This is a genomic window from Nocardia mexicana NBRC 108244, assembly GCF_001613165.1.
In the GTDB taxonomy this organism is placed as follows: Bacteria; Actinomycetota; Actinomycetes; order Mycobacteriales; family Mycobacteriaceae; genus Nocardia; species Nocardia mexicana.
The window spans coordinates 61,793-84,072 of the sequence record NZ_BDBV01000018.1; the positions used below are offsets into that span (position 1 = coordinate 61,793).

At 69.3% G+C, this 22,280-nt stretch carries 23 protein-coding genes; 8 read left to right on the plus strand and 15 right to left on the minus strand.

Annotated elements, in window-relative coordinates:
- Positions 1 to 44 precede the first annotated feature (44 nt).
- The 3 genes from ligD to NM1_RS06170 all read left to right on the plus strand — a co-directional run bounded on the left by ligD (position 45) and on the right by NM1_RS06170 (position 2,962).
- Complete coding sequence (gene ligD / locus NM1_RS06160) at positions 45 to 1,007, plus strand: non-homologous end-joining DNA ligase (RefSeq protein WP_068014826.1); 963 nt, start codon at positions 45 to 47, stop codon at positions 1,005 to 1,007.
- 112 nt (positions 1,008 to 1,119) lie between these two features.
- Positions 1,120 to 1,368, plus strand: coding sequence for a hypothetical protein (locus NM1_RS41960; protein ID WP_147288948.1), 249 nt, complete (start codon positions 1,120 to 1,122; stop codon positions 1,366 to 1,368).
- Between the two features lie 415 nt (positions 1,369 to 1,783).
- Positions 1,784 to 2,962, plus strand: a complete 1,179-nt coding sequence (locus NM1_RS06170) for a glycosyltransferase family 4 protein (RefSeq protein ID WP_084519204.1) — start codon at positions 1,784 to 1,786, stop codon at positions 2,960 to 2,962.
- Between the two features lie 105 nt (positions 2,963 to 3,067).
- Here NM1_RS06170 and NM1_RS06175 read toward each other — a convergent pair whose 3' ends face one another.
- From NM1_RS06175 to NM1_RS06185, 3 genes are all read right to left on the minus strand, one after another.
- Positions 3,068 to 3,631 carry a MarR family winged helix-turn-helix transcriptional regulator gene (locus NM1_RS06175; RefSeq protein ID WP_246011145.1) on the minus strand — a complete coding sequence of 188 codons (564 nt, stop codon included), beginning with the start codon at positions 3,629 to 3,631 and terminating at the stop codon, positions 3,068 to 3,070.
- A 318-nt stretch (positions 3,632 to 3,949) separates the two neighbouring features.
- Positions 3,950 to 5,968 (minus strand): FUSC family protein, encoded by a 2,019-nt coding sequence (locus NM1_RS06180; protein ID WP_211339379.1) that lies wholly within the window; start codon positions 5,966 to 5,968, stop codon positions 3,950 to 3,952.
- A 260-nt stretch (positions 5,969 to 6,228) separates the two neighbouring features.
- Positions 6,229 to 7,206, minus strand: a complete 978-nt coding sequence (locus NM1_RS06185) for an AraC family transcriptional regulator (protein ID WP_169814206.1) — start codon at positions 7,204 to 7,206, stop codon at positions 6,229 to 6,231.
- A gap of 200 nt (positions 7,207 to 7,406) precedes the next feature.
- Here NM1_RS06185 and NM1_RS41965 point away from each other — a divergent pair, with 200 nt between their 5' ends.
- Positions 7,407 to 7,583 (plus strand): hypothetical protein, encoded by a 177-nt coding sequence (locus tag NM1_RS41965; RefSeq protein WP_157123850.1) that lies wholly within the window; start codon positions 7,407 to 7,409, stop codon positions 7,581 to 7,583.
- 24 nt (positions 7,584 to 7,607) lie between these two features.
- On the opposite strand, the gene NM1_RS06190 is transcribed toward NM1_RS41965, so the two are convergent.
- The 6 genes from NM1_RS06190 to NM1_RS06215 all read right to left on the minus strand — a co-directional run bounded on the left by NM1_RS06190 (position 7,608) and on the right by NM1_RS06215 (position 13,605).
- Positions 7,608 to 8,402, minus strand: coding sequence for an aldose epimerase family protein (locus NM1_RS06190; protein ID WP_068014829.1), 795 nt, complete (start codon positions 8,400 to 8,402; stop codon positions 7,608 to 7,610).
- A gap of 159 nt (positions 8,403 to 8,561) precedes the next feature.
- Positions 8,562 to 9,158, minus strand: a complete 597-nt coding sequence (locus NM1_RS06195) for a TetR/AcrR family transcriptional regulator (RefSeq protein ID WP_068014831.1) — start codon at positions 9,156 to 9,158, stop codon at positions 8,562 to 8,564.
- 130 nt (positions 9,159 to 9,288) lie between these two features.
- Positions 9,289 to 10,395, minus strand: coding sequence for a divisome protein SepX/GlpR (gene sepX / locus NM1_RS06200; RefSeq protein ID WP_068014833.1), 1,107 nt, complete (start codon positions 10,393 to 10,395; stop codon positions 9,289 to 9,291).
- 225 nt (positions 10,396 to 10,620) lie between these two features.
- Complete coding sequence (locus tag NM1_RS06205) at positions 10,621 to 11,271, minus strand: GNAT family N-acetyltransferase (protein WP_114699539.1); 651 nt, start codon at positions 11,269 to 11,271, stop codon at positions 10,621 to 10,623.
- Between the two features lie 9 nt (positions 11,272 to 11,280).
- On the minus strand, positions 11,281 to 12,534 hold the full coding sequence (glp, locus tag NM1_RS06210; protein ID WP_068014834.1) for a molybdotransferase-like divisome protein Glp: 1,254 nt from the start codon (positions 12,532 to 12,534) through the stop codon (positions 11,281 to 11,283).
- Between the two features lie 66 nt (positions 12,535 to 12,600).
- Positions 12,601 to 13,605 carry a UTP--glucose-1-phosphate uridylyltransferase gene (locus NM1_RS06215; protein WP_246011147.1) on the minus strand — a complete coding sequence of 335 codons (1,005 nt, stop codon included), beginning with the start codon at positions 13,603 to 13,605 and terminating at the stop codon, positions 12,601 to 12,603.
- Positions 13,606 to 14,028: 423 nt separating this feature from the next.
- Between NM1_RS06215 and NM1_RS06220 the strand changes: the two genes are divergently transcribed.
- The 4 genes from NM1_RS06220 to mscL all read left to right on the plus strand — a co-directional run bounded on the left by NM1_RS06220 (position 14,029) and on the right by mscL (position 16,397).
- A complete protein-coding gene (locus tag NM1_RS06220) occupies positions 14,029 to 14,637 on the plus strand; it encodes a 5-formyltetrahydrofolate cyclo-ligase (RefSeq protein ID WP_068014952.1) in 609 nt (202 codons plus the stop codon).
- A gap of 69 nt (positions 14,638 to 14,706) precedes the next feature.
- Positions 14,707 to 15,015, plus strand: coding sequence for an FmdB family zinc ribbon protein (locus NM1_RS40845; protein ID WP_084519208.1), 309 nt, complete (start codon positions 14,707 to 14,709; stop codon positions 15,013 to 15,015).
- Positions 15,016 to 15,128: 113 nt separating this feature from the next.
- Complete coding sequence (locus tag NM1_RS06225) at positions 15,129 to 15,809, plus strand: SAF domain-containing protein (RefSeq protein WP_068014844.1); 681 nt, start codon at positions 15,129 to 15,131, stop codon at positions 15,807 to 15,809.
- Between the two features lie 144 nt (positions 15,810 to 15,953).
- A complete protein-coding gene (mscL, locus tag NM1_RS06230; RefSeq protein WP_068014847.1) occupies positions 15,954 to 16,397 on the plus strand; it encodes a large conductance mechanosensitive channel protein MscL in 444 nt (147 codons plus the stop codon).
- Between the two features lie 88 nt (positions 16,398 to 16,485).
- Here mscL and NM1_RS06235 read toward each other — a convergent pair whose 3' ends face one another.
- The 6 genes from NM1_RS06235 to NM1_RS06260 all read right to left on the minus strand — a co-directional run bounded on the left by NM1_RS06235 (position 16,486) and on the right by NM1_RS06260 (position 22,266).
- The gene (locus NM1_RS06235; protein WP_068014851.1) at positions 16,486 to 17,166 is read right to left on the minus strand and encodes an MspA family porin; all 681 of its coding nucleotides are present in this window, start codon (positions 17,164 to 17,166) and stop codon (positions 16,486 to 16,488) included.
- A gap of 60 nt (positions 17,167 to 17,226) precedes the next feature.
- On the minus strand, positions 17,227 to 17,904 hold the full coding sequence (locus NM1_RS06240; RefSeq protein ID WP_068014853.1) for an MspA family porin: 678 nt from the start codon (positions 17,902 to 17,904) through the stop codon (positions 17,227 to 17,229).
- Positions 17,905 to 18,312: 408 nt separating this feature from the next.
- Positions 18,313 to 18,534: a hypothetical protein gene (locus NM1_RS06245; RefSeq protein ID WP_068014856.1), complete on the minus strand. Its 222-nt coding sequence runs from the start codon at positions 18,532 to 18,534 to the stop codon at positions 18,313 to 18,315.
- On the minus strand, positions 18,531 to 19,025 hold the full coding sequence (locus NM1_RS06250; protein ID WP_114699514.1) for a MogA/MoaB family molybdenum cofactor biosynthesis protein: 495 nt from the start codon (positions 19,023 to 19,025) through the stop codon (positions 18,531 to 18,533). Before NM1_RS06250 ends, NM1_RS06245 begins: the two co-directional genes overlap by 4 nt.
- A gap of 95 nt (positions 19,026 to 19,120) precedes the next feature.
- Positions 19,121 to 20,797 carry a trypsin-like peptidase domain-containing protein gene (locus NM1_RS06255; protein WP_084519209.1) on the minus strand — a complete coding sequence of 559 codons (1,677 nt, stop codon included), beginning with the start codon at positions 20,795 to 20,797 and terminating at the stop codon, positions 19,121 to 19,123.
- A 71-nt stretch (positions 20,798 to 20,868) separates the two neighbouring features.
- A complete protein-coding gene (locus NM1_RS06260) occupies positions 20,869 to 22,266 on the minus strand; it encodes a sensor histidine kinase (protein ID WP_084519214.1) in 1,398 nt (465 codons plus the stop codon).
- Positions 22,267 to 22,280: the final 14 nt, after the last annotated feature.

Genomic DNA, 22,280 nt, shown 5'->3' on the forward strand with positions numbered 1-22,280 from the left:
TCGGCACGGTTGACCGGGCCCGCACCTCGGGGCATGGTTGGGCGATGAGCAGCGAAGAGTCACGCGGGGGCGTGACGCTGACCAATCTCGACAAGCCGTTGTTCGACGGTGCGGACGCCACCAAGCGCGACCTCGTCGACTATCTCGAATTCGTCGGCGACCGCATGGTGCGCGGGCTGCGCGACCGGCCGCTCTCGGTGGTGCGCATCCGGCCCGGGCAGGAGCCGTTCATGCAGAAGAATCTGCCCAAGTACACCCCGGAGTGGGTGGCGCGGGTGACGATGTGGGCCGAGAGTTCGCGGCGCGAGGTGACCTACGCCCTCTGCGACGACGTCCGCACGCTGCTGTGGTTCGGCAATCAGCGTGCGATCGAATACCACCCCTTGCTGCTGCTCACCGACCACACCGCCGGGCCCACCCACCTCGTGCTCGACCTCGATCCCCCGTCCGGCCAACACTTCCGGCAGGCCGTGGCGGCCGCCCGTCTCATCAAGGAGGCCCTGGGCAACGACGGCCTGGCGGGCGCGGTGAAGACCAGCGGCGCCAAGGGCCTGCACGTCTTCGTTCCGGTCGAACCGGGCATCGCGATCGAGGACGCCGCGGCCGCCACCCGCGCCGTCGCCGCCCGCGCCGAACGGATCGACCCCGACCTGGCCACCACCGCGTTCATCCGAGAGGACCGCGGCGGCAAGGTCTTCCTCGATTCCACGCGGTCCGGCGGAGCCACCGTGGTCGCGGCCTACAGCCCCCGCGTGCGCCCCGGGGCGCCGGTGTCGTTCCCGCTGTCGTGGACCGAGCTCGACGACGTCGTTCCGGGCGATTTCACGATCCATACGGCGGCAGCGCAACTCGCGGACCGGGACCCGTGGCGCGACGAGATGCCCGCGCCGCAGGCACTTCCGGCCGATCTGGTCGAGGAGGGCCACACCATCCCCATCGCGCGGGTGCAGGCCATGCACGAGGGGAAGCGCCGCGCCCGCGCACGCCGTGCCGCCGAGGACTCTTGACGGGCCGACGAATACGGACCGAACGGTACGTATCGTGCGCGGAACGGCCACTCTCCCAAACTAATCCGGTGACCAGTATGTAATCGGGGCTAATAAAAACTTGCATCACGGTTTGAGTGACTATTTACTGGGTAATTGCCACAGCGTGCGCGAGCATCGCCCGCCAGAACTGGCGGAGCGCAACCATGAGGAGCGCGGCATGTTCGATATTGCCTACCGTCGAGCCCAGCTCGATGAGGATACGCAACGCATTACACCAATGCCGGTCGACGGCGAATCCGACAGTGCACAACGCGTCGGGGAATTCCGCACGGAACCGGCAATTCACACATCGGAGACGGCTGAAAAGCTGTTGACTTAGCGACGTCTCACCGATGTCGGGTCAAATGACCTTCGCAGAAAGTATGTCTATAACGCGGAATTCCGACCGTTCCACAACGGCCGGTGGTTCGCGGTTGCCAGCACATGAATAATTCCCGACGACCGGAGGGCAGTGCGGTGAATGCTGAGAAGGCCCGAAGCCTGCAGCACCGACCGTGAAAGAATCATCACAGCCGTCGCCTGCTGCAGAGGCGGATCTCTGGCTGACGCAATATCGCGATTGTGGCTGTGAACCAGTGGGATTGACGCCGGACAAAGCTCGATTCGTGCGCACGGTGCACGCCGGCCATGGTCCCGGATGCCACCAATACCTGGCCGCTGCGGCCTTTTTGAGCACAGTGGTCGATACAGCGAACGACTCGGTCACAACTCCACACCATCGAGGAGGAAGTACCATGAGCAGTACCCAGTCCGGCACGGATTCGATCCTTCACCAGCTCCGCGGATCCGGCTCGCCGCTGCACATCGTGATGGTCGCACCCCCGTACTTCGAGGTACCACCGGCCGGTTACGGCGGTGTCGAAGCAGTGGTCGCCCAGCTCGCCGATGCGCTCGTCGACTGCGGACACCGGGTCACGCTGCTGGGTGCGGGTCGTTCCGGGACCAAGGCCAATTTCGTGCGAGTGTGGGACGACATTCTCGCGGACCGGCTCGGCGATCCTTTCCCCGAGGTCCTGAATGCACTCAAGGTCCGCCGCATCATCACTGAGATCGCGCAGCACGACCGAATAGACATCGTGCACGATCACACCTTCGCGGGACCGCTGAATGCCCCGATGTACAAGGAGCTCGGCATTCCGTCGGTGGTGACCGTGCACGGCCCCGTCGACGGTGATGCAGGGGAATACTATCGAGCGCTGGGCGATACGGCCCACCTGGTCGCCATCAGCGACCGGCAGCGCTCACTGGCGGCCGAGCTGAACTGGCTTGGGCGCGTGTACAACTCGATCCGGCCGAGCGAGTTCCCATTCCAGGACGAAAAGCAGAATTTCGCACTGTTCCTGGGCCGCTACGCGTCCTACAAGGGGCCGGACCTGGCATTGGAGGCGGCGCATGCCGCGGATATTCCACTGGTCCTCGCGGCAAAAATGAACGAACCGCCCGAAAAGGCCTATTTCGAACGTTCGGTGCGGCCGTTGCTGTCCGATCGCGATGTCGTATTCGGCGAGGCCGATGCGGTTGCCAAGAAGCTGCTGCTCTCACAAGCGCGCTGCTTGCTGTTCCCGATTCGCTGGGAAGAACCGTTCGGCATCGTGATGATCGAGGCCATGGTGTGCGGCACCCCGGTGGTGGCCCTGCGCGGCGGCGCGGTCGCCGAGGTCATCGAGGACGGCGTCACCGGCATCATCTGTGACGACCCGGCCGAACTCCCCGCCGCGATCGCCAAGGCCGGGGACATCGATCCCGCCGCGTGCCGTCGCCGCGTCATGGAGCGCTTCTCGACCGAGCACCTGGGCGCCGGATACGAGGCGGTCTACTACGCCGCCCTCGACTCCGCGGAACTGCCGCGGATCCCCGCCGCCCCCGCCGGTCGGCGGCGCAGCCGCACCCTCTCGGTCGCCAGCAACGGCTGAGACCGAAGGTAATTCGGCGCCAACCGATTGCCGATGATCGATCGCGCCCGAGCCGGACCACCGGCTCGGGCGCGCGGCGTCATCGCCGAAAGCGGTGCCATCGGCTCAGTGCTCCAGACCGCCGAGCCGCCCTTCCAGCATCAGCAGCAGGTCGCCGAGTATCGCCGCCAGTTCCGCGCGCTCATTCGCCGGGAGTCCCGAGAGCAGGTTGTGCTCGTAGGAAAGCTGTTGTGGCAGTACGCGATCCACCAACTCCCGGCCCGCGTCGGTAAGGCCGAGATGGGCGACGCGGCGATCGCGGCCATCGATGCGGCGGGAGACCAGTCCGCGATTCTCCAGTCCCCGAACGCGTTTGGTGACGGCGGCGGGTGACGCGAAGGTCTCGCGCGCGAGTCGGCCGGGGGTCAGCTCGGCGCCGACCCGGCGCAGCGCGCACAGGATGTCGAACTCGGGCCGGGTCAGATCGGCCCGCCCCAGCGGTGCGTCCGTCACCTGCTGCAGCAGCGCGGCACACCGGTTGATGCGCCCGATGACCGCCACCGGTTCGGTATCGAGGTCCGGATGCACGCCGGCCCACTGCCGCAGCACCCCGGCAACCGCGTCCTCCGACGGTCTCCGGCCGACATCCCGCGGCACGGCGACACCACCGCCGCCCGGTTCTTCCACCACCGACACACGATCACCGCCCTAACGACGCAGCATCAACCACGGTTTCCCCGCGGCCGCCCACTGTTGACCCACCACCACTACCCGACCACACCACCGAACGATCACCCACCAACCGAGCAACACCCCGGCCACCTCACCGAACGACCGTCCCCGACCCCGCGCCGACCGACAGATGATGTCACCGGTCGCGCCGTGAACTCGGCGAACAGCCGATGCCCGGTGCACCGGCAACACACTGCACCGGGCACCGACGTAACCCGACTCCCGGAGTACTCCACGCCTGCACGACCTGTGGAGCCGACTCCGCACCGGCCGCCATCAGCGGACAGTCACCGGCCGCGGTGACAGCTCGGCGAGCAGGCGATGTCCCGTGCGTTCGGCCGCCACCACCCGCTCCTGCGGTACCGGCGCGCTCCACCACTCTCCCGATGCGGTGTCGGAGGCTTCGCGTAGTTCGATCAATGCGGCCGCCAGGCGCTCTCGCGCGGCGAGCCGCCCGTCCGGCGTGCGGGCCTGCACCATGGCGGCGTCGACCGTGCGCAGGGCGGCGTCCACCCGGCCGGTCACCCGCCTGTTCGGAATGGCGAGGCAGACCAGCATGCCCACCGCGGCGCCCACGCAGGTGTCGAGCCACCGGTCGGCGACCAGTTCCCGGGCCGGGTGGCGGAGCGCGAACTCGGTCATCACCAGTGCCATCGGCGTGACGAATACGGTGGCCAGGGCGTAGTTGCGGGAGATGGTCGCCTCCACCACCAGCTGGCATGCGAGCGCCACCAAGACGAGAACGGCGGCGCTGCGCAACAGCGGCACGAGCGCGGTGAACAGCAGCACGCCGCCGAGATTACCCAGCACGCGCTGCACCGCACGCTGCCACGTGAGCGCCGTATTCGCGACATACACGGCCGCCGCCGTCACCACGGCCCAATACGGCCGGTCCACGCCCAGCGCCATCGAGGCCCACCCCGCCGCGGCGCTGCCGATCGCGACCCGGGCCCCGATCGGAAACAGCGGCGAAGAAGGAGCGAAAGCCCTTGCCACCCGGCGCAATCCACGATCCCGACGATCGGCGGCCCGCTCCACCGCCAGCCCGAGCACCTCCGCATCCTCCCCCGCAACCCGATCCACCACCGGCACCGGATGCCCACCCCGCAACGCACCGGCCCAGCCCTCCAACACCTCGGCCGGATTCGACTGCGACACCCCAGCTCGCGAGCCGGTAGCACGTCCAGGAACATCGCCGGGAGCACGTCCAGGAACATCCAGGCTTGGTCGGCCCTCGTCATCCCGGCATGCGTCCGGCCGGGATCCACACCGCGCGGCAAGGTTCCGGCCGACAGCACGCCGGAGCGACGGAGGGAACACCGATGCACCCTTCCCGGAGGTACCACCGGCCGCCCCGGCTGTGTCCGTCCGCGGAGTCCCAGCGTGTGAACTGTCGTGTGCAACAGCCCGATCCGGCCGTGGGGCCACGGCGTGCGAATCTTCGAAGGCGGCAGCCTCTCCCGATCGCGGCGCTGAGGTGCGCAGGCTCCCGGGCGGGTGGCGGTGGGCCGCGGCCGCCAGGGATTCGGCGCGGACGACGAGGTGTGCCAGTGCCTCGAGTTCGGCCGCGCGGGCCGTCGTCCGCGCGGGAACCAGGCGCAGCGCGTGCCAGGCCGCCTGTACGGCCGCGGCGGTTTCGTAGCGCAGGCGGGGCGCGGCCGGGTCGTCAGCCGAGAGCAGGCGTGCCGTCGACTCGAGGGCACGGGCCACCGCTCGCCGCTCGGGACCGTGCGGGCGAATCAGGCTGGGCGCCAGGCACACCAGCCACGCCAGCACTCCCCCCGCCAGGACCAGGGTCAGATGCCAGGGCAGGTCGGTCAGGCGGGTCGGCAGGAACGCGGCGGTGGCGGTGACGAAGGTCAGGATGACGTTCCCGGGCGGCCCGATCCGCGTCGCATCGCAGACGACCTTGAACACCCCGGCGAGCAGCGCGATGACCGCCACCCGCACGGCCGCGGACTCTGTGAGCGCCGCCGTGGCCAGCGCGACCCCGGTACCCGCGACCATTCCGGCCACCACCCACGCCAGTGCGCGCGCCCGCGCCGCGTACGGCAGCCCGTGCGCGTACAGCGCGCACAGCCCGCCCGCACAGGTGTAGAACGCCAGCTCCAGATGGCCGACGGCGAGCAGCACCACCTCCGGGACACCGATCGCGATCAGCGCGCTGAGCGCCGACCAGCGCCAGGTGTCGGCCACCGGCCGCAGCCGAAAGGTCCCGCGCAGTGGCATCGTCCGGCGCACGCGGCCGTACCCGCGCACGGCCGGGCCGTGCTGTCGCTGAGCAGGGGATGACATGGCGGAAGCTTAACAGATGTTTTACTTGGAAAACTTCTCCATGCAGGCCTCCAGCTACGGTTGAATACCGACAAATCGGACATTTTCAACAGCGCGGCAGCACCTCCGGGACTTCACCCCAAGCGGACGGCACCGGCAGCTGTGCCGAATCACAAGAATTGCATAGGAAACCGCGTAAGCATTATTTTCTGTTCAACTATCAGGCGATTGATATGGCTCCCAATTTTCGCTGATTTCCGTCCTAAGTTTTGTCCCGAAATCTACTTACGTAATACCGATTGCCGGTATGCCCGCGGGCTCATACCGCGCCAGCGCGTGAAGGCATGGGTGAAGTTCGCGGTTTCGGCATAGCCGAGTCGGCGCGCCACATCCTCGACCGTCGCCGACGTACGCAACAGTTCGGCCGCCTTGATCTCGCGCACGTTGTTGAGCAGGCCACGGAACGTGACGCCCTCGTCGGCCAGGCGGCGCCGAAGTGTGCGCACCGTGACATGCAACTCCACGGCAATCTCGGCCATCGACGGCATCCGATCCGGATCGCTCAGCAGCCGTTCCCGCACCTTCGCCGTCAAACGCCAACTCGCCCCGAGCAATTGCCGGAACGCCTCCCGGCACTGCCGTTCGAGTGCCGATGCGGTACGCGAATCTGCTTGCGGCATAGGGTGATCCAGGAACGACCGAGGCAGGACTATGACGTTCCTGGGCTGCTCGAAGGCCGTCGGATGCCGGTCGAACGGGGTGATGGCCGACAGCTCCTCACCGCGCTCCGCGGAGATCTGCATCTCGACACCGATGACCGGGATCTCGACGTCGAGCAACTCGCCGGCCATGAAGACGAACGCCACCTCGCGCTCGACGAAGAAGTCGCGCACATCCTCGGGAATCGCCTCGCCGTCGACGACTATCGCCACCTCGTCGCCGCGGTCCTCCAGCGCGTAACGCGCCGCGACGGACACCAGGTCCTGGTAGCGGATCGTGATCGCGAGGACGTCCCCGATAGTGGGGCTGACCAGGGCGGCAAGGCCCACCATGCCGCCCTTGCCGATGGTGGCGTGCCGGGCGGTCTGTACGCCGAGGCCGGGCAGGTCGCCGAGGTGGCCGATCAGATTTCGCGCCACGGCGAATTCCTGATCCGGCCAGATTTGCGCATTCTCGTCGGCGAGCTCGCCGGAGGTTATTCCGGTGCCCTCCAATAACAATGTTTCATCCAGCCCGTGCGCCTGTCCGACACTGACCATCATCCGCACACTGACGCTGCTGTGGGGTAGCACGCCGGGCGGACCACCAAAGGAAACCACTGTCCGAAATTACCAACATTCCGTCCCGTCGGCACATTCTTTCGGACAGAAATGCTGAATAGCCTCGATCACACCGGCGTCGGCGCACACCCCACACGACGCCCTCCGGTGTTTCAGGGATCGAAGAAGAGGCCTCCGACGTGGACATGTTCAGTACCTGCTGGATCGAACCCCTCCAGCTCACCCCGCAAAAAGCCCACGCCATCATGCAGATGCACCTGTCCTGCCGGACCGAGGAGTGCCCGAGACGGCGGGCGGCGGTGCGGACCTTGGTCGAGGCCGGGCACCTGGTTCCCGACTCCTCCCGCGTCCGGTGAGCCCCTGCGCACGGCCCACCCTGCTCAGCCGAGCGGGCGCCAGCGCCAAGACATCCCGGCGATCAGCGGAGCGTCCGGGGAGACCGCCTGCGGCGCGGTGTTCAGCCCGTTCGGCGGACCAGACTGCGGCTCGATGCACACGGTGTCGGTGGGGAGGTCGTACACCACCACCCACCGCAGCGGGCTGCGCACGGTCAGCTCGAGACTTTCCGGCCAGGTGAGCGTGACCAGCACGCCGTCGGGCATGCCGAAGCAGTCGTCCCACGGTCCCGGCAGCGGGGCGATGCGGTTGCCGTCGGGCAGGTAGTCGGGGCCGCGCTCCTCCTGCCATGCCGGGGCGAAGTCGATCTCGACCGCCGCGGCATCGGGTCCGAGGCGCCGCTCGAACCAGGGGTGCCAACCGACCTGTGCGGGAAAGGAATCCGACGCCGATTCGACGCTCATGCGGAACGTGGCCGATTCGCCGGTCAACGCGAACGACTGGATGACCCGACCGGCGAACGGCCAGGGCTCCCGAAGCTCCTGGGCGAGAACGACTTCGCTCTCCGTGCGGCGCACCACCTCCCACGGGTGGTCGCGCACCGTGCCGTGGATGGCATGCGGTTCGGCATTGCGGGGCAGCCGGTAGTCGCGCCCGTCCCACCGCAGCACGCCGTCGCGCATGCGCCCACACCAGGGCGCCATCGGGAAGCTGCCGAAGCGCGCTCCGGTCTTCAGCACTTCGAGATCACCGACCCGGAAACGCGCAATCCGCCCGGTGGACGCGTCGACCACCATCCGCGCCGCGCCCGCGACCAGTTCCACACCCTCGTCAGCCACCCTCGACACCTCACCTCGAGTCACCCCGCCGCCCGGCCCAGCATGTCACACCCACCCCTCCCTGCCCGTGCACCAACCCTTCCCGCACCCCCTGCTCGTTCCCGCACCCTCTCCAAGCGCGTGCAGAGGGTGCGTGAACGTGTAAGGGGTGCGTGAAACTCAGCCCTTGGCCCAGGCGGTGGTCCAGGCGCGGGCGATGCGGGTGGCGCGGGCGGAGGGCATGCGATCGGGTTCGGTGAGGATCGCGATGGTGACGCCGTCCAGGAGGCCCAGGAGTTCGGCGGCGGCCTCGGTGGCATCGCCGGCGCGCGCAGGGTTGACGGCGGTGAGGGTGCGGGCGAGCAGGCCCTCGATCGTGCTCCACTGCCCGCGGTGCAGGGCGGCGATCTCCGGATCGTGGGCGGCACGGGCCACCAGCGCGAGCCAGACACGCGCGAGGATGTCGTCGGGGCCGGGGGCGATGAGCAGGTCGACCAGGCGGTTCAGGCGCTCCTCCGGAGTTAGCGCGGGGGCGTCCGAGGCCGCGAAACGGCGGGCGGCCTCGTCGCGCACATGCTCCCAGACCCGTTGCAGCAGGTCGTTTTTCGTCGAGAAGTAGTACTGCACCGTGCCGATCGAGACCTGGGCGCGCGCGGCCAGGGCGCGGATGCTGACGCCCTCGATGCCGTCCTCGGCGATCACCTCTGCCAGCCGGTCGAGCAGTTCGCGGCGCCGGTCGATCGCCTCGGCGGTCGGCACCGCCTTCCTGGCGCCCATCAGGCCGACTCCTCTCCCGCCGATTGCGTCCCCGATCGTAGTGCCAGGCTGCCCCTCACGACGTCGCCGCATCACGGCCGCCGGGACCGCGCTCAGCAGCACCGACGCCTCGGCATCGGCTGGGAGTTCCCTATTCGCCTGCGGCGCGGCGGATTTCGCCGCCCGCCGCGCGATTCCGAGTGGCGCGAGCGGCGGCCGCGTCGAAGGTCTCCAGGTGATCGAACGCGGCGTCCTCGTCGTCGATGTCCATCACGACGGCGCGGCGGCGCAGAACGCGGGCGGCATCGCGGTCGATCGCCTCGTCCTCGCGGCGCGCCGATCCGGACTCGGCATCCTCGGCCCGTCCGCGGCCCCGCGACAGGCGCGCGGCGCGGCGACGGCGGATCTCCTCCTCCATATGCACCTGGCGGCGCAGGTAGACCAGGTAGGCGCCGAGCACCCCGACCGACAGGGCGCACCCCCACCACAGCATCGGCGCCACGGCAAAGGCGAAGGCGCCGAACATGAGTGCGCTCAGCGCCAGCCCGAGGGCGGTGCGCTGCCGGAACCGGTAGCGGGCGCGGCGGGCGATGGCGTCGGACTCCGGGTCGTAGCCGCCGCGACCGCGGCGGGTCGGTACGAAATCCTCGTCGCCGGAATCGGATTCATCGATCTCGGGCAGCAGCGCCGGGTCGGCGGCCGCGCGGGCCGGAGGGATGCGGGCCATCGCCGGGGACGGCTGCTCGTCGTCGTACTCGGTGTCGTCCTCCGCGGTCGCGGGCGCGTCGCGCTCGTCGACATCGTTCACGTCATCGGTTGCCGCACCGTCGATCTCGGCCTCGTCGTCGAACCGAGCGTCATCGAGGTCGGCGTCGTCCATCTCGGCGTCCTCGATCTCGGCGTCGAGGATTTCACTGTCGGTATCGGCCGCCACCGGCTCGTCGCGGTCGCGGTCGCGGGCGGTCTCGTCGTCGCGCTCGGTGACGGACTCATCGGCCGATGTCGTCATCCGATCCTCCGCATCATCGCCGTGGGAAAGCTTTCTGTGCACGCGGGTCGGCACCCAGTCCGGGTCGGACTCGTGCCCGGCCGCCGGTCCCTTCTTCATGCGCCGCTTGGTGCCGCCGCGGTGCAGCACCCGGGTGGCCAGAGCGGCATCCGTGGTGCGCCGGATGCGCGGATGCCGATCGGCGAGCATCGGGAACAGCACGAAGACCCAGAGCACGACCAGGCCGACCCACAAGATCGAATTCGGCATCGCGCTCGCACCTCCGTCCCCGCCTGGCTGATATCCCTTCGACGGTTTTCACCTCATCACCGGCGCAGCGTCCCGCCGCCGCGCCGGTCGCACCGCCGCCTCGTCGGGTCACTTCGCAGGCTCCCTTCCGGTAGCGCAGGACGCACCACCGACGTCCGTAGGCTAGTGCCGCGCCCCAGGAATATCCCGCAGGCGCGCCGCCCACACCCATCACATGAGTAACATTCAGGACAATGTCGCCCGGCCCGCGCGGACCAGGCGTTCGACCACGGTGCCCGAGATCTCCTCGGCGGTCATCGCCACCAGCAGGTGGTCGCGCCAGGAGCCGTCGACGTCGAGGTAGCGGCGCAGCAGACCCTCCTCGCGGAAGCCGACATTGCGGAGCACGGCCTGGCTGGCCAGGTTCTCGGGGCGCACGGTCGCCTCCACCCGGTGCAGGCCCACCGGTCCGAAGCAGTGGTCCAGGCCCATTGCCAGCGCGGCGGTGGCCACGCCCTGCCCGCCGACGTCCTTGGCGACCCAGTAGCCGATCCAGGCCGAACGCAGCGCGCCGCGCACGATATTGCCGACGGTCAGCTGGCCCGAGAACGACCCGTCGACCTCGATCACCAGCGGAATCATCGCTCCGCGACGGGCTTCCGCCTTCAGGCTCGACCACAGCGACGGCCAGTTGGACGGATGGTTGCGCGCCTCCCACGAACCGCGGCCGGTCGGCTCCCACGGTTCCAGGTGATCGCGGTCGCGGACCCGGATCCGCGCCCACGCGGCGGCATCACGCAACCGGATCGGCCGCAGCGTGACCTGACCCGCGGCCACCCGCACCGGACCGAGATGCGCCGGCCAGCCCGGGTGCTGGGCGGCCCGGAACACGTTCATGTCCACATCTCACCCGCGCTGGGCGAGAAAGGCGACCGGAACCTCGTCACCGGTGCGCACCTCGGTGACATCCGGTTCCAGCACGATCAGGCTGTTCGCCTCCGCCAGCGTGGACAGCAGGTGCGACGAGCCGTTGCCGCCGAGCGGCTGCACGAGATACTCACCGGTCTGCTCGTCGCGCATGAGCTGCGCCCGCAGATAACCGCGCCGGCCGGGCATCGACGTGATCGGCATGATGGTGCGCGCCCGCACGACCCGGCGCATCGGATGCCGCCGGCCCAGTGCGATCCGGATCAGCGGCCGCACCATCACCTCGAAGACCACCAGCGCGCCAACGGGATTCGACGGCAGCAGGAAGGTCGGCACCTCGTCGCGGCCCAGCCGCCCGAAGCCCTGCACCGAGCCCGGGTGCATGGCGACCCGGGCGATCTCCAGCTCCCCCAGGCCGGCCAGCGCCTCGCGAATCTGCTCGGAGGCCCAGCCGCCGACCGCACCGGCGATCACGACCACCTCGGAGCGAACCAGCTGCCCCTCCACCACATCGCGCAGCCGCCGGGGATCGGCACTGACGATGCCCACCCGGTTCACATCGGCGCCGGCGTCGCGGGCCGCGGCCGCCAGCGCGTAGGAGTTCACGTCGTAGACCTGACCGGGGCCGGGCGTGCGGTCGATGTCGACCAGTTCCCCGCCGATCGAGATCACCGACAGCCGCGGTCGCGGATGCACCAGCACCTTGTCGCGGCCCACCGCGGCCAGCAGTCCCACCTGTGCCGCGCCGATGATGGTGCCCGCCCGGACCGCGATATCGCCGGGCTGCACGTCATCGCCGATGCGGCGGACGTAATCCCCCGAACGCACCGGCTCGTACACCTTGATCCGAGCCCGGCCGCCGTCGGTGAAGTCCAGCGGCAGCACGGCGTCGGCCAGCGTGGGCAGCGGCGCACCGGTGTCGACCCGCACGGTCTGGCGCGGTTGCAGGCGGATCGGCTGCCGCGACCCCGCGGCCACCTCGCCGACCACCGGCAGCGTCAGATCGATCGGATCGCCGTCCTCGTCGCGGATGTCGGCACCGGCGCCCTGCACATCCACGCTGCGCACCGCGTACCCATCGATCGCCGCCTGGTCGAAGCCGGGTAGCGGCCGCTCGGTGACGACGTCCTCAGCACACAGCAGACCCTGGGCCTCGGAGATCGCGACCCGGACGGGCCGCGGGGCGACGGCCGCCGCGGTCACCTTGATCTGCTGGTCCTCAACCGAGCGCATGCAGCCCTTCCCTCATATGTCCGGCGTCCTTCCGACCCCGCACGACGAGAAACCGGGCTGCCCCCGTCACTCGGACGAGGTCAGCTGCGGATTCCAGTCGGGAGCGAGCCGACGCTCCAGCCACTCACGCAGCGCGGGGCCGTATTCGTCTCGCTCCAAAGCGAAATCGACCGCAGCACGAAGATAACCGCCCGGGTTGCCCAGGTCGTGGCGCGACCCACGGTGCACCACAACATGAACCGGGTGACCCTCGTCGATCAGCAGCGAGATAGCGTCCGTGAGTTGCAGCTCACCACCCGCGCCGGGCTCGATCCGGCGCAGTGCGTCGAAGATCGCGCGATCGAGCAGATAGCGCCCGGCCGCGGCGTAGGTCGACGGCGCGTCGGCCAGCTCGGGCTTCTCCACCATGCCCTTGACGCGCAACACATTCGGATTCGCCGCATCGGGCACCGTGGCCACATCGAAGACGCCGTAGGCGCTCACCTCGTCCTTGGGCACATCGATGGCGCACAGCACCGAACCGCCGCGCTTGCGCCGCACCCGGGCCATCACCTCGAGCACACCGCTGGGCAGGACCAGGTCGTCGGGCAGCAGCACGGCGAGCGCGTCCTCGTCGGCGTCGAGTACCTGCTCGGCCTGGGCCACCGCGTGGCCGAGCCCCAGCGGCTCCTCCTGCACCACCGACGTCACGTCCAGCAGGCCCGGCGCCTTGCGCACCTTCTCCAGCAGGTGGAACTTGCCCCGCTCCTCGAGGGTGCTCTCCAGCATCAGGTCCTCGACGAAGTGCGCGACCACGCCGTCCTTACCGGGCGAGGTCACGATCACCAGACGACCGGCGCCGGAGTCGGCGGCCTCCGCCGCGACCAGCTCGATGCCGGGCGTGTCCACCACCGGCAGCAGTTCCTTCGGCACCGTCTTGGTCGCGGGCAGGAATCGTGTCCCGAGTCCGGCCGCGGGCACCACCGCCGTGCGAAAACAGGCCTGTGTGGGCTGCGTGGCATCAGATCCGGCGTCACGCCCACCCGTCGCCCGGCCGCCACCCCTCACGGAATCGCTGCGCGATGCTGTCATAAGCACACCCTATCCATCTGCAGTCGTCGACCGATGCGGCTTCGCACCGGTCTCGCGTCTTCGAGAGCCTAAGGGGCATCGGGGTCGTGAGCGCGCCGAACGAAATGCGCGGAACTCGCGATCACACCGGCGGGAGCCGGTGGCCGATGTCGGCGGCCGCATATGGGTCACGCCGGACTCCCGCGCATCGAGCAACCCTCACGCCGCCCCTCGGCGTTCGAGGTTGGTTGGATTAGTACCCGCCGACCTGCACCGAAAACCTTTCCCGGCGCGACCCCGTCCGAACGTCACGTTTGCCCGGCCCGCGCCGCGCGGCGCATCTGAGGCCGGACGACCCCGGGGGCGAGACCGCCCGAGCCGGGCGCCGCCGCGACGTTCGGTCTGGTGACGGCGCACGGTGCACGGCTGCTTAAGGTGACCGGTGTGCAAGGACCCGGTCGGTGGGACAAACAGGCTTGGCGCACGGAATTGCTGGCACGCCGCGCGGCGGTGGAACCGGCTGTGCGCGAGGCGGAGTCGGCGGCGCTCGCCGCGGCCGCCGCACGGCTGGCCGCGCAATGGCCGCGGGCCGAGTGGATCGCCGCCTACGTCCCGATTCGGGGCGAGCCCGGTTCGATCGCAATGCTGGACGCGCTGCGCTCCGCCGGGTCCCGCGTCCTGCTGCCGGTGACCGGAGCGCCGGGCCCCCTGGACTGGGCCGAGTACGGCGACGCGGAGGCATTGCGCCCCGCCCGATTCGGGCTGCTGGAGCCCACCGGCGCCCGGATGTCGCCCGCCGCGATCGAATCGGCTGCGGTGATCCTGATCCCGGCGCTCGCGGTGGATCGGCGGGGCGTCCGGCTGGGCCGCGGCGCCGGCTACTACGACCGCACCCTGCCCGCGGCCGACCCCGCCGCGGCGCTGATCGCGGTCGTGCGGGACGATGAGCTGGTACGACGGCTGCCGGAGGAACCGCACGATCGGCGCATGGGCTGGGCGCTGACCCCCGGCGGCGGACTGCACCGATTGGGCGACCGGTCGGACGGGAATTAATGTCGAATTGGCTATGTTGGCACTGTCGGCTGTAGAGTGCTAAGCGGCAGAGACTGTGGAGGTTCGCAAGTGCCTACTTACTCGTATCAGTGCACGCAGTGCGGCGATAAGTTCGACATCGTTCAGTCGTTCTCCGACGACGCCCTGACCACCTGCGAGAAGTGCAGCGGTAAGTTGCGCAAGCTCTTCAATTCGGTCGGCATCGTGTTCAAGGGCAGCGGTTTCTACCGCACCGACAGCCGCAACGGCTCGTCGACCGCGAGCGAGCCCGCCAAGGCCAAGGAGTCCTCCTCGTCGAGTTCGGAATCGTCGAGCAGCAGTTCCGCTGCCACGACGTCCAGCAGCTCCAGCTCCGCCAAGACCGATTCCGCCGCCTGATCCGGCACCTTCCGGCGCGCGAGTTGTCCACAGCCGCATCGTTATCCACAGCTCGGCGATGACCAGCTGATTTTCAGCAGGGTACGTCCCCGGCAGGTCGTAGCGTGCCGGTCATGAAGCGATCGCGTCCCGATGCCGACCTCGGCCGCGGCCCACGCTGGGACCTGGCGATTCGGTACCGGCCCGCCTGGGCCGACGCCACTCTGGCGCGCCGCCTGCTCGCCGCGATCCTCGCGGTGCTCGCCGGTGCCCTGTTCCTGCGCGGCAACCCCCGGACCGAGCAGGTGGAGGTGGTCGTCGCCGCGCGCGACCTGGCCCCCGGCCGAATACTGGACGTCGGCGATCTGCGCCGCAAGCCACTACCCGCCGGCACCCTGCCCGAAGGCGCCGCCCGCGAACTCGCGCCGCTGCTCGGCGCGACCGCGACGGGCGCCGTGCGCGCCGGTGAGATCCTCACCGACCTGCGCGTGATCGGGCCGCGCCTGGCCGCGGTGGCGGCCGGAACTCCGGAGGCGCGAATAGTGCCGATTCGCCTGGCGGACAAGGCCGTTGCCGACATTCTGCGCACCGGCGACCGGGTCGATGTGGTGGCGGCCGAGGAGTCCGCGGACGGCGCCCACGGCACCGGGCCGCCCCGCACACTGGCCGTCGACGCCGCGGTCGTGCTGATCGCGGGCGCCGGGAAGACGCGCGGAGCCGAGGAGCGCATCGTGCTGGTCGCACTCGACGCCACCCGGGCGACCGCGGTTGCCGCCGCCTCGCTGCACACCGCCCTGACCGTCGTCTTCCATTAGTTCATCAAGATCGCCGAACATTTGCCCCAGAACTCGAGTAGCATCCGAGTTACCCGAACCGAACCCAGTCATCCACCGCGTCCAACGCCGCTACCAGCCCTTACCTACGATTCGCAGGGGCGCGGTGATGAGACAGGAGCCGCAATGCTGAAGGGTTTCAAGGATTTCCTGCTTCGCGGGAATGTGATCGACTTGGCGGTTGCGGTGGTGATGGGCACCGCCTTCGTCGCGATCGTCACGGCATTCACCAACGGGATCATCAACCCGCTGCTGGCCATCTTCGGTGACAGTGGCGAGGAACTGGGCTGGGGCGTCCAGCTGGTGGCCGATAAACCGGCCACCTTCATCGCGATCGGCCCGATCGTCACCGCCGCGCTCAACTTCCTGATCATCGCGGCGATCCTCTACTTCGTGCTCGTGATGCCCGCGGCCAGGGCCAAGAAGCGCTGGGGCGCCGCCTCCAAGGACGAGGCCAACGAACTCGAGCTGCTGCGCGAAATCCGCGATCTGCTCGCCGAGAGCGGCCGGAGCGCCGGTGGCCGACACGAGTCCCGAACACCGGGGAGCCTGAACGACACCGAGCTCTGAGTATTGATACGAACGATGGGCCCGGTGCACGCGGCACCGGGCCCATCGCTGTGACGTCGCCGTCATTCCGGCGGGTTCACGACCGGAATCAGCCGAGGCTGAAGGGCTGGCCCCACACCGTCACCCAGCTGATGACGTTGTCGGTCTCGACCTCCACGTTGACGAACGAACGCGCCTGCGCGTAGCCGCCGCAGCCACTCAGGCCGATGGTCGAGTCGGCCCAGGACACCGAGCCGCTGCTGCCCTTGAACTTGTTGCGCTTCTTGTGCGACTCGTTGCCGAAGTCGTCCGCCTGCTCGAGATCGAGGATGTAGAACGACTGCGCCTGGCCGGGTCCGAGGGTCAGGTCACCGCCGCCGGTGCCCTTGAGCGACGGAGTGACATTGCCTTCGCTGTCCCACTCGGCGCCGGCCTCGGGCCCGCCGTTGACGCCGCCGCCGTCGATATTGACCTGGCAGCCCACGACATAGCCGGGGAAGATCGAGCCACCGGTGGCGGTGGTGTCACCGGAGATGTCCACGTGCGCGGTGCCGGAGACCCACGCGTTGCGGTGCACCGGGGTCGAGCCCATCGACGGGTTGATGTTCGCCGACTCGCCGTCGACGTAGACGTGCACCACGGTGCCGTCGGACAGGGTCTTGGTCAGGTCGGCGCCCGGCAGCGGCACGAACGTGTCGGCATTGGCGGCGCCGGTGGAGAACAGGCCCAGGGCGGCGGTGGCGACAGCGCCGATACCGGCCGCGCGAACCACGGACTTTCGGATGTTCATAATTTGGTCCCTCGAGGGTGAATCGCTTTACGCGGGAATGGGATTGGCGGAATCGAAACGTCAGCCGATGGAGAACGGCTGCCCGTAGAGGGTGGTCTTCGAGTAGTGATTACCGACGACCTCGACCACGGTGTACGACCGCGCCTGGGCATAACCCGCGCAGTTCTGGATCTGGATCTCCGCATCCTGGTACTCGACCGAGTAGCGGCCGGGCTTGGTGATGTCCTTGTAGTCGATCTGGACGAACTTGACCTCGCCGGGGCCCAGCTCCAGGCCGATGGAACCGCCGATGCTGGCATCGGTCATGCTGATCCCGCCGGAGATTCCGGCCGAGATGGCGTCGGAGCCGATGTTGACCTGGCAGCCCACGATGTAGCCGCTGTTGACCTGGGACGTGCCGTGCGTGGACGAGTTGTTCGTCCCCGGCGAATTGAGTGGCCCGTTGTTCGGGCCGACGGTGCTCTCGGGTGCGTTCGGCACGTCGGCGATCGCGTTGCCCGACACCCAGACGGTGCGCCCGGCACCGTTGGCCGCCAGGGACGGTGAGATGGTTGCGTGCTCTCCGGTGCGGGTGATCACAACGCCGTTCGGACCCGCCTTCTGGCCGTCCGGCAACGGCACGAAGGTGTCGGCGTTGGCAGCACCGGTGGAGAACAGGCCGATGGCCACGGCTGCGGCCGCGCCGATGCCCGCGAAACGGGCACCACGCCGCAGACCGATGGTGCGGTTCTCGCTCATACTTCCCCTCATCAGGTTTCTAACGTCAGCCTCGACCATCGAGGCTGAAAAGCGGTCCTTTCAGGCCCAGCTCAGTTTGTCGCTGGTTTGTTGCCGCCGTGTAACCGACGACGAACTTCCGGCAACGACAACCAACGGTCGGGACCGGGCTATGTCCCGCTGAGGTCGGCGCCGGCACGCCTTCCTCAAGCCGTTGGGAACCGCAGGTGGAGCAGCCCAAAGTTGGACATTAAACGCACCGGCGAGGCCGTGACAACGTAAGGCCCTGTAAAGGGGGTGTGATCTGGATCACATCAAGCGGGGATACTCATCACGATTTACGCATAAATGCTGTGAGTGCTCGGATTCGAGCGGATTACGACGGCATGGCGCATCTGAGCCGTCGTAATAGCTCCGTAATACACGGAGTCAGCCGTGATGAGGGGGCACCTGCGAGCGCAACCAGTCGTCCGAGGAGACCGGTCGCTCGCCGTCGGGACCGCGCTCGTCACTGGTTGTTTGCGGGAGGGTGTCGCCGAAGATGCGCGCCAGCCTGGCGGCCTCGGCCGAGGAACGCGAACGGCCCCGTGCCGGGCCGTCGGAACGGCGCGGGCTCGGGGCCGGATGCTCCTCGCGCGGCGTGTCTGTCACTCTTCCAATCCGGACAGTTCGTTGATAACCCGGGAGACCAGCGGGCCCAGGGTTGCCATGCCGTCGCGCACCGCGGCGCGGGTGCCGGGCAGATTGACCACCAGCGTGCTTCCGGACACCCCCGCCAGGCCACGGGACAGCCCGGCGTCGAGGGATCCCGCGGCCAGCCCCGACGAACGCAGCGCCTCGCAGATACCCGGCAGCTCGCGGTCGAGCACCTCGGAGGTGGCCTCCGGGGTGACGTCGCGCGGGGACATGCCGGTGCCGCCGACCGAGATCACCAGATCGACGCCACCGATGACCGCGGTGTTGAGCGCGTTGCGAATCTCGACCTCGTCCATGGCCACCGAGACCGTGGCGTCGACCAGGAATCCGGCCTCGGAGAGCAGCTCGGTCACCAACGGCCCCAACGAATCCACCCCGCCGTGCGCGGTTCGGTCGTCGACGACCACGACAAGGGCACGGCCGGCGACAGCGGCATCGATTTCCATGCCGCTAACCGTAGCGTCCACCGCCGACATCGGCGCAGTGTCCCCTGGTCCGGAGCGGTGGTCGGCCAGGACCGAGACCGGGCGCGGGCGGTCGATCATCGGGGGGCTCCGTCCGCGGGCGCGGCGGCCAGGGTCACCTCGACGGTCTTCGGGTTCTGGCCCTTGTCATCGGTGTAGGTGACCTTCACCTTGTCGCCGGGCTGATGCGAGCGGACGGCGGCCACCAGCGCGTTGCCGGAGTCGATGACCTGGTCGTCGACCTTGGTCACCACCGAACCCGGCGGGATACCCGCCTTGGCGGCCGGGCCGTCCGGCGTCACCTCCAGCACCCGGGCGCCGTTGATGTCATCGGCCGGGCGCACCGACATGCCGATCTGGGCGTAGGTGGCGTGACCGGTCTTGATCAGCTGATCGGCGACCCGGCGGGCCTGGTCGACCGGGATGGCGAAGCCGAGCCCGATGGAACCGCTCTGCTGGCCGGTGAGCTCGGAGGAGCCGAGCGTGGCGATCGCGGTGTTGATGCCGATGAGATTGCCGTTCATGTCGACCAGCGCGCCGCCGGAGTTGCCGGGGTTGATCGGCGCGTCCGTCTGGACCGCGGAGATCACCGAGCGGGTCCCGCCGCCCTCCTCCCCGCTGGTGGACACCGGCCGGTTCAGGGCCGAGACGATGCCGGTGGTGACGGTTCCGGCCAGGCCGAGCGGCGAGCCGACCGCCACGACCGACTGACCGACCTGCAGATTCTGCGAGGAACCCAGCTCGATCGGGGTCAGGCCGGACTTGTCGGCCTTGATGACGGCCAGATCCGAGATCGGGTCCAGGCCGACGACGCTGGCGGAGGCGACGCTGCCGTCGCTGAACTGCACCTCGATCTTCGCGTTCGGACCCGCACCGCTGGCGACGTGGTTGTTGGTGAGGATCATCCCGTCGGACGTCAGCACCACGCCCGAGCCCTCGCCCTCGGCCCGGGCGCCCGCCACGCGGATCATGACCACGCTGGGCACCACCCGCTGCGCGACCGCGGGGACGGTCCCGGCCGGCGCGTTGGCGGCGGGCTGGCCCGCCTTGGGCGGCGGCGCGTTCAGCGCGTTGGTGGCCACCGAGTTGTCGTCGGAGCCGGTCACGAGCGCACCGACGGCACCGCCGATGCCACCGCTGACCAGCGCCAGCACGACAGCCCCGGCCACCAGGCCGGTGCGGCCGCGGCGCGGCGCGGGTCCGGCGGGCGGGTACCCGGCGACGGGCTGACCCGGCTCCCCCGGCGCCCCGTAGCCATGCGGGTAGGGCGGGATGGGCGCGGTGTGGTGGGTGCCCGGATCGGGCGGGTAGGCCGAGTGCTGCGCGGTCACCGGCTCGGTCGGCTGCCCGCCGGGCGGCGCGTACGGCGACGGCGGCACGGCAGCGGCTTGCGGCTGCGCGGCCGTATCCGGCTGCCCGGCGGTATCCGGCTGCGCGGCTCCGGTAACCGGCTGCGCCGCGCCGGGCTGCGGCTGCGCGGCACCGGGCTGCGGCTGGCTCGGCTGCGGCATGCTGGGCTGCTGGCTCGGCTGCCCGGGCTGCGGCTGGTTCGGCTGCCCGGGCTGCGGCTGGTTCGAGGCCCAGGGCTGGTTCGCTTGCGGCGCACCGGAATAGGGCTGGTTCGGCTGTGGTTCGTTGGGCACGGCTGTCGGGAACTCCTCGGTCGGCTGTCGACCCGGTGCTTCGGGGTGCGAGCCCGGGCCGACCGGCGTCTCGGCCGACTCGTCCCGCCTGTCCTTCGAATCCTCGGTCATTTCTCTCGTTTCTCCTCGAGTCTGTCGCCCAGCTTGGTGACAAGGACTGAGAGCGGACTGAGACCGCGCTTTCAGTTCTCCGTGAGAGCGGGTGCGGCGCCCTCACCCGGCAATACGATGCGGATCAGTGCTCCGCCACGATCGGATGTGTCGATTGTGATGGTTCCACCGTGCTTAGTCACGACTTGCTTGACGATGGCGAGTCCCAGCCCGGATCCGGGCATCGAGCGCGACGCGGTGGTGCGGTAGAAGCGCTCGAACACCAGCTCCCGTTCGTTGGGCGGGATTCCGGGCCCCGCGTCGTCGACGGTGAATTCCAGCAGGCCCGGACCGGTTTCGCGCATATCGACGCGCACCCGTGCACCCGCCGGGCTCCACTTCGCCGCATTGTCGAGCACGTTGAGAATCGCGCGTTCCAGCCCGGCCTCGTGCCCGTAGACGAACCACGGGCGCAACTCGGCGGCGAATTCGATGCCGGTGCGCCGACGTCGCGCGCGCTCCAGGGCACGCTCGGCCACCTCGCCCAGATCGACTCGCTCGTACACGGTTTCGGGGGCGTCCTCGCGGGCGAGGTCCACCAGGTCGCCGACCAGCGTGGACAGCTCCTGGATCTGCGCCATCACGTCGGCGCGCAGCTCCGCCATATCCTGTTCGGGAATCGGCGGTGCACCGGGACGCTGCGAGGCGATCAGCAGCTCCATATTGGTCCGCAGCGACGTGAGCGGCGTGCGCAACTCGTGCCCGGCGTCCGCGACCAGCCTGCGCTGGCGTTCGCGGGATTCCGCGAGGGCGCGCAGCATGGTGTTGAAACTGTCGGTGAGCCGGGCGAGTTCGTCGTCACCGGAGACCGGGATGGGGGTCAGGTCGTCGGTGCGGGCCACCCGCTCGGTGGCCGACGTCAACCGGGCGATCGGGCGCAATCCGGTGCGCCCCACCGTGGTTCCCGCGGCCGCCGCCAGGACCACGCCGCAGCCGCCGATGACGAACAGGAGCAGGGCGAGCCGATCCAATATCTCCTTGGTCGGCTGCAGCGACCGCGAGATCACCAGCGTGCTGCCGGAGTTCGTGCGCTCGGCCAGCACCCGCTGATTGCCGACGGTGCGCAGCGAGTCGTGGGAACGGCCCTGCGCCACCGCCCATTCCGCCGCCGCGATCGGAGGGTCGAGCGGCTGCGGCGGCCGCCACGGCCGGTCCGCACCCGGATAGATGATCGCGATACCGAGGTCGTTGGAGTACAGGCTGCTGAGCCCGACGATCACCTGGAAACCCTGCAGGTCGATGTCGGCGTTGATCATCACGTCGGCGCGCGACCGCAGCTGGTTGTCGACATCGGCGTACAGGGCGCGGGCCACCATGGCGTAGGCCGCGATCGAGGTCACCGCGACCGCCACCGCGACCACCGAGGCCGCCAGCAGCGTCACCCGCCAGCGCAGCGAGACCGATCGGGTCAGCGGCATGGGCGGGCGCATCTCGTGCGCCTCCG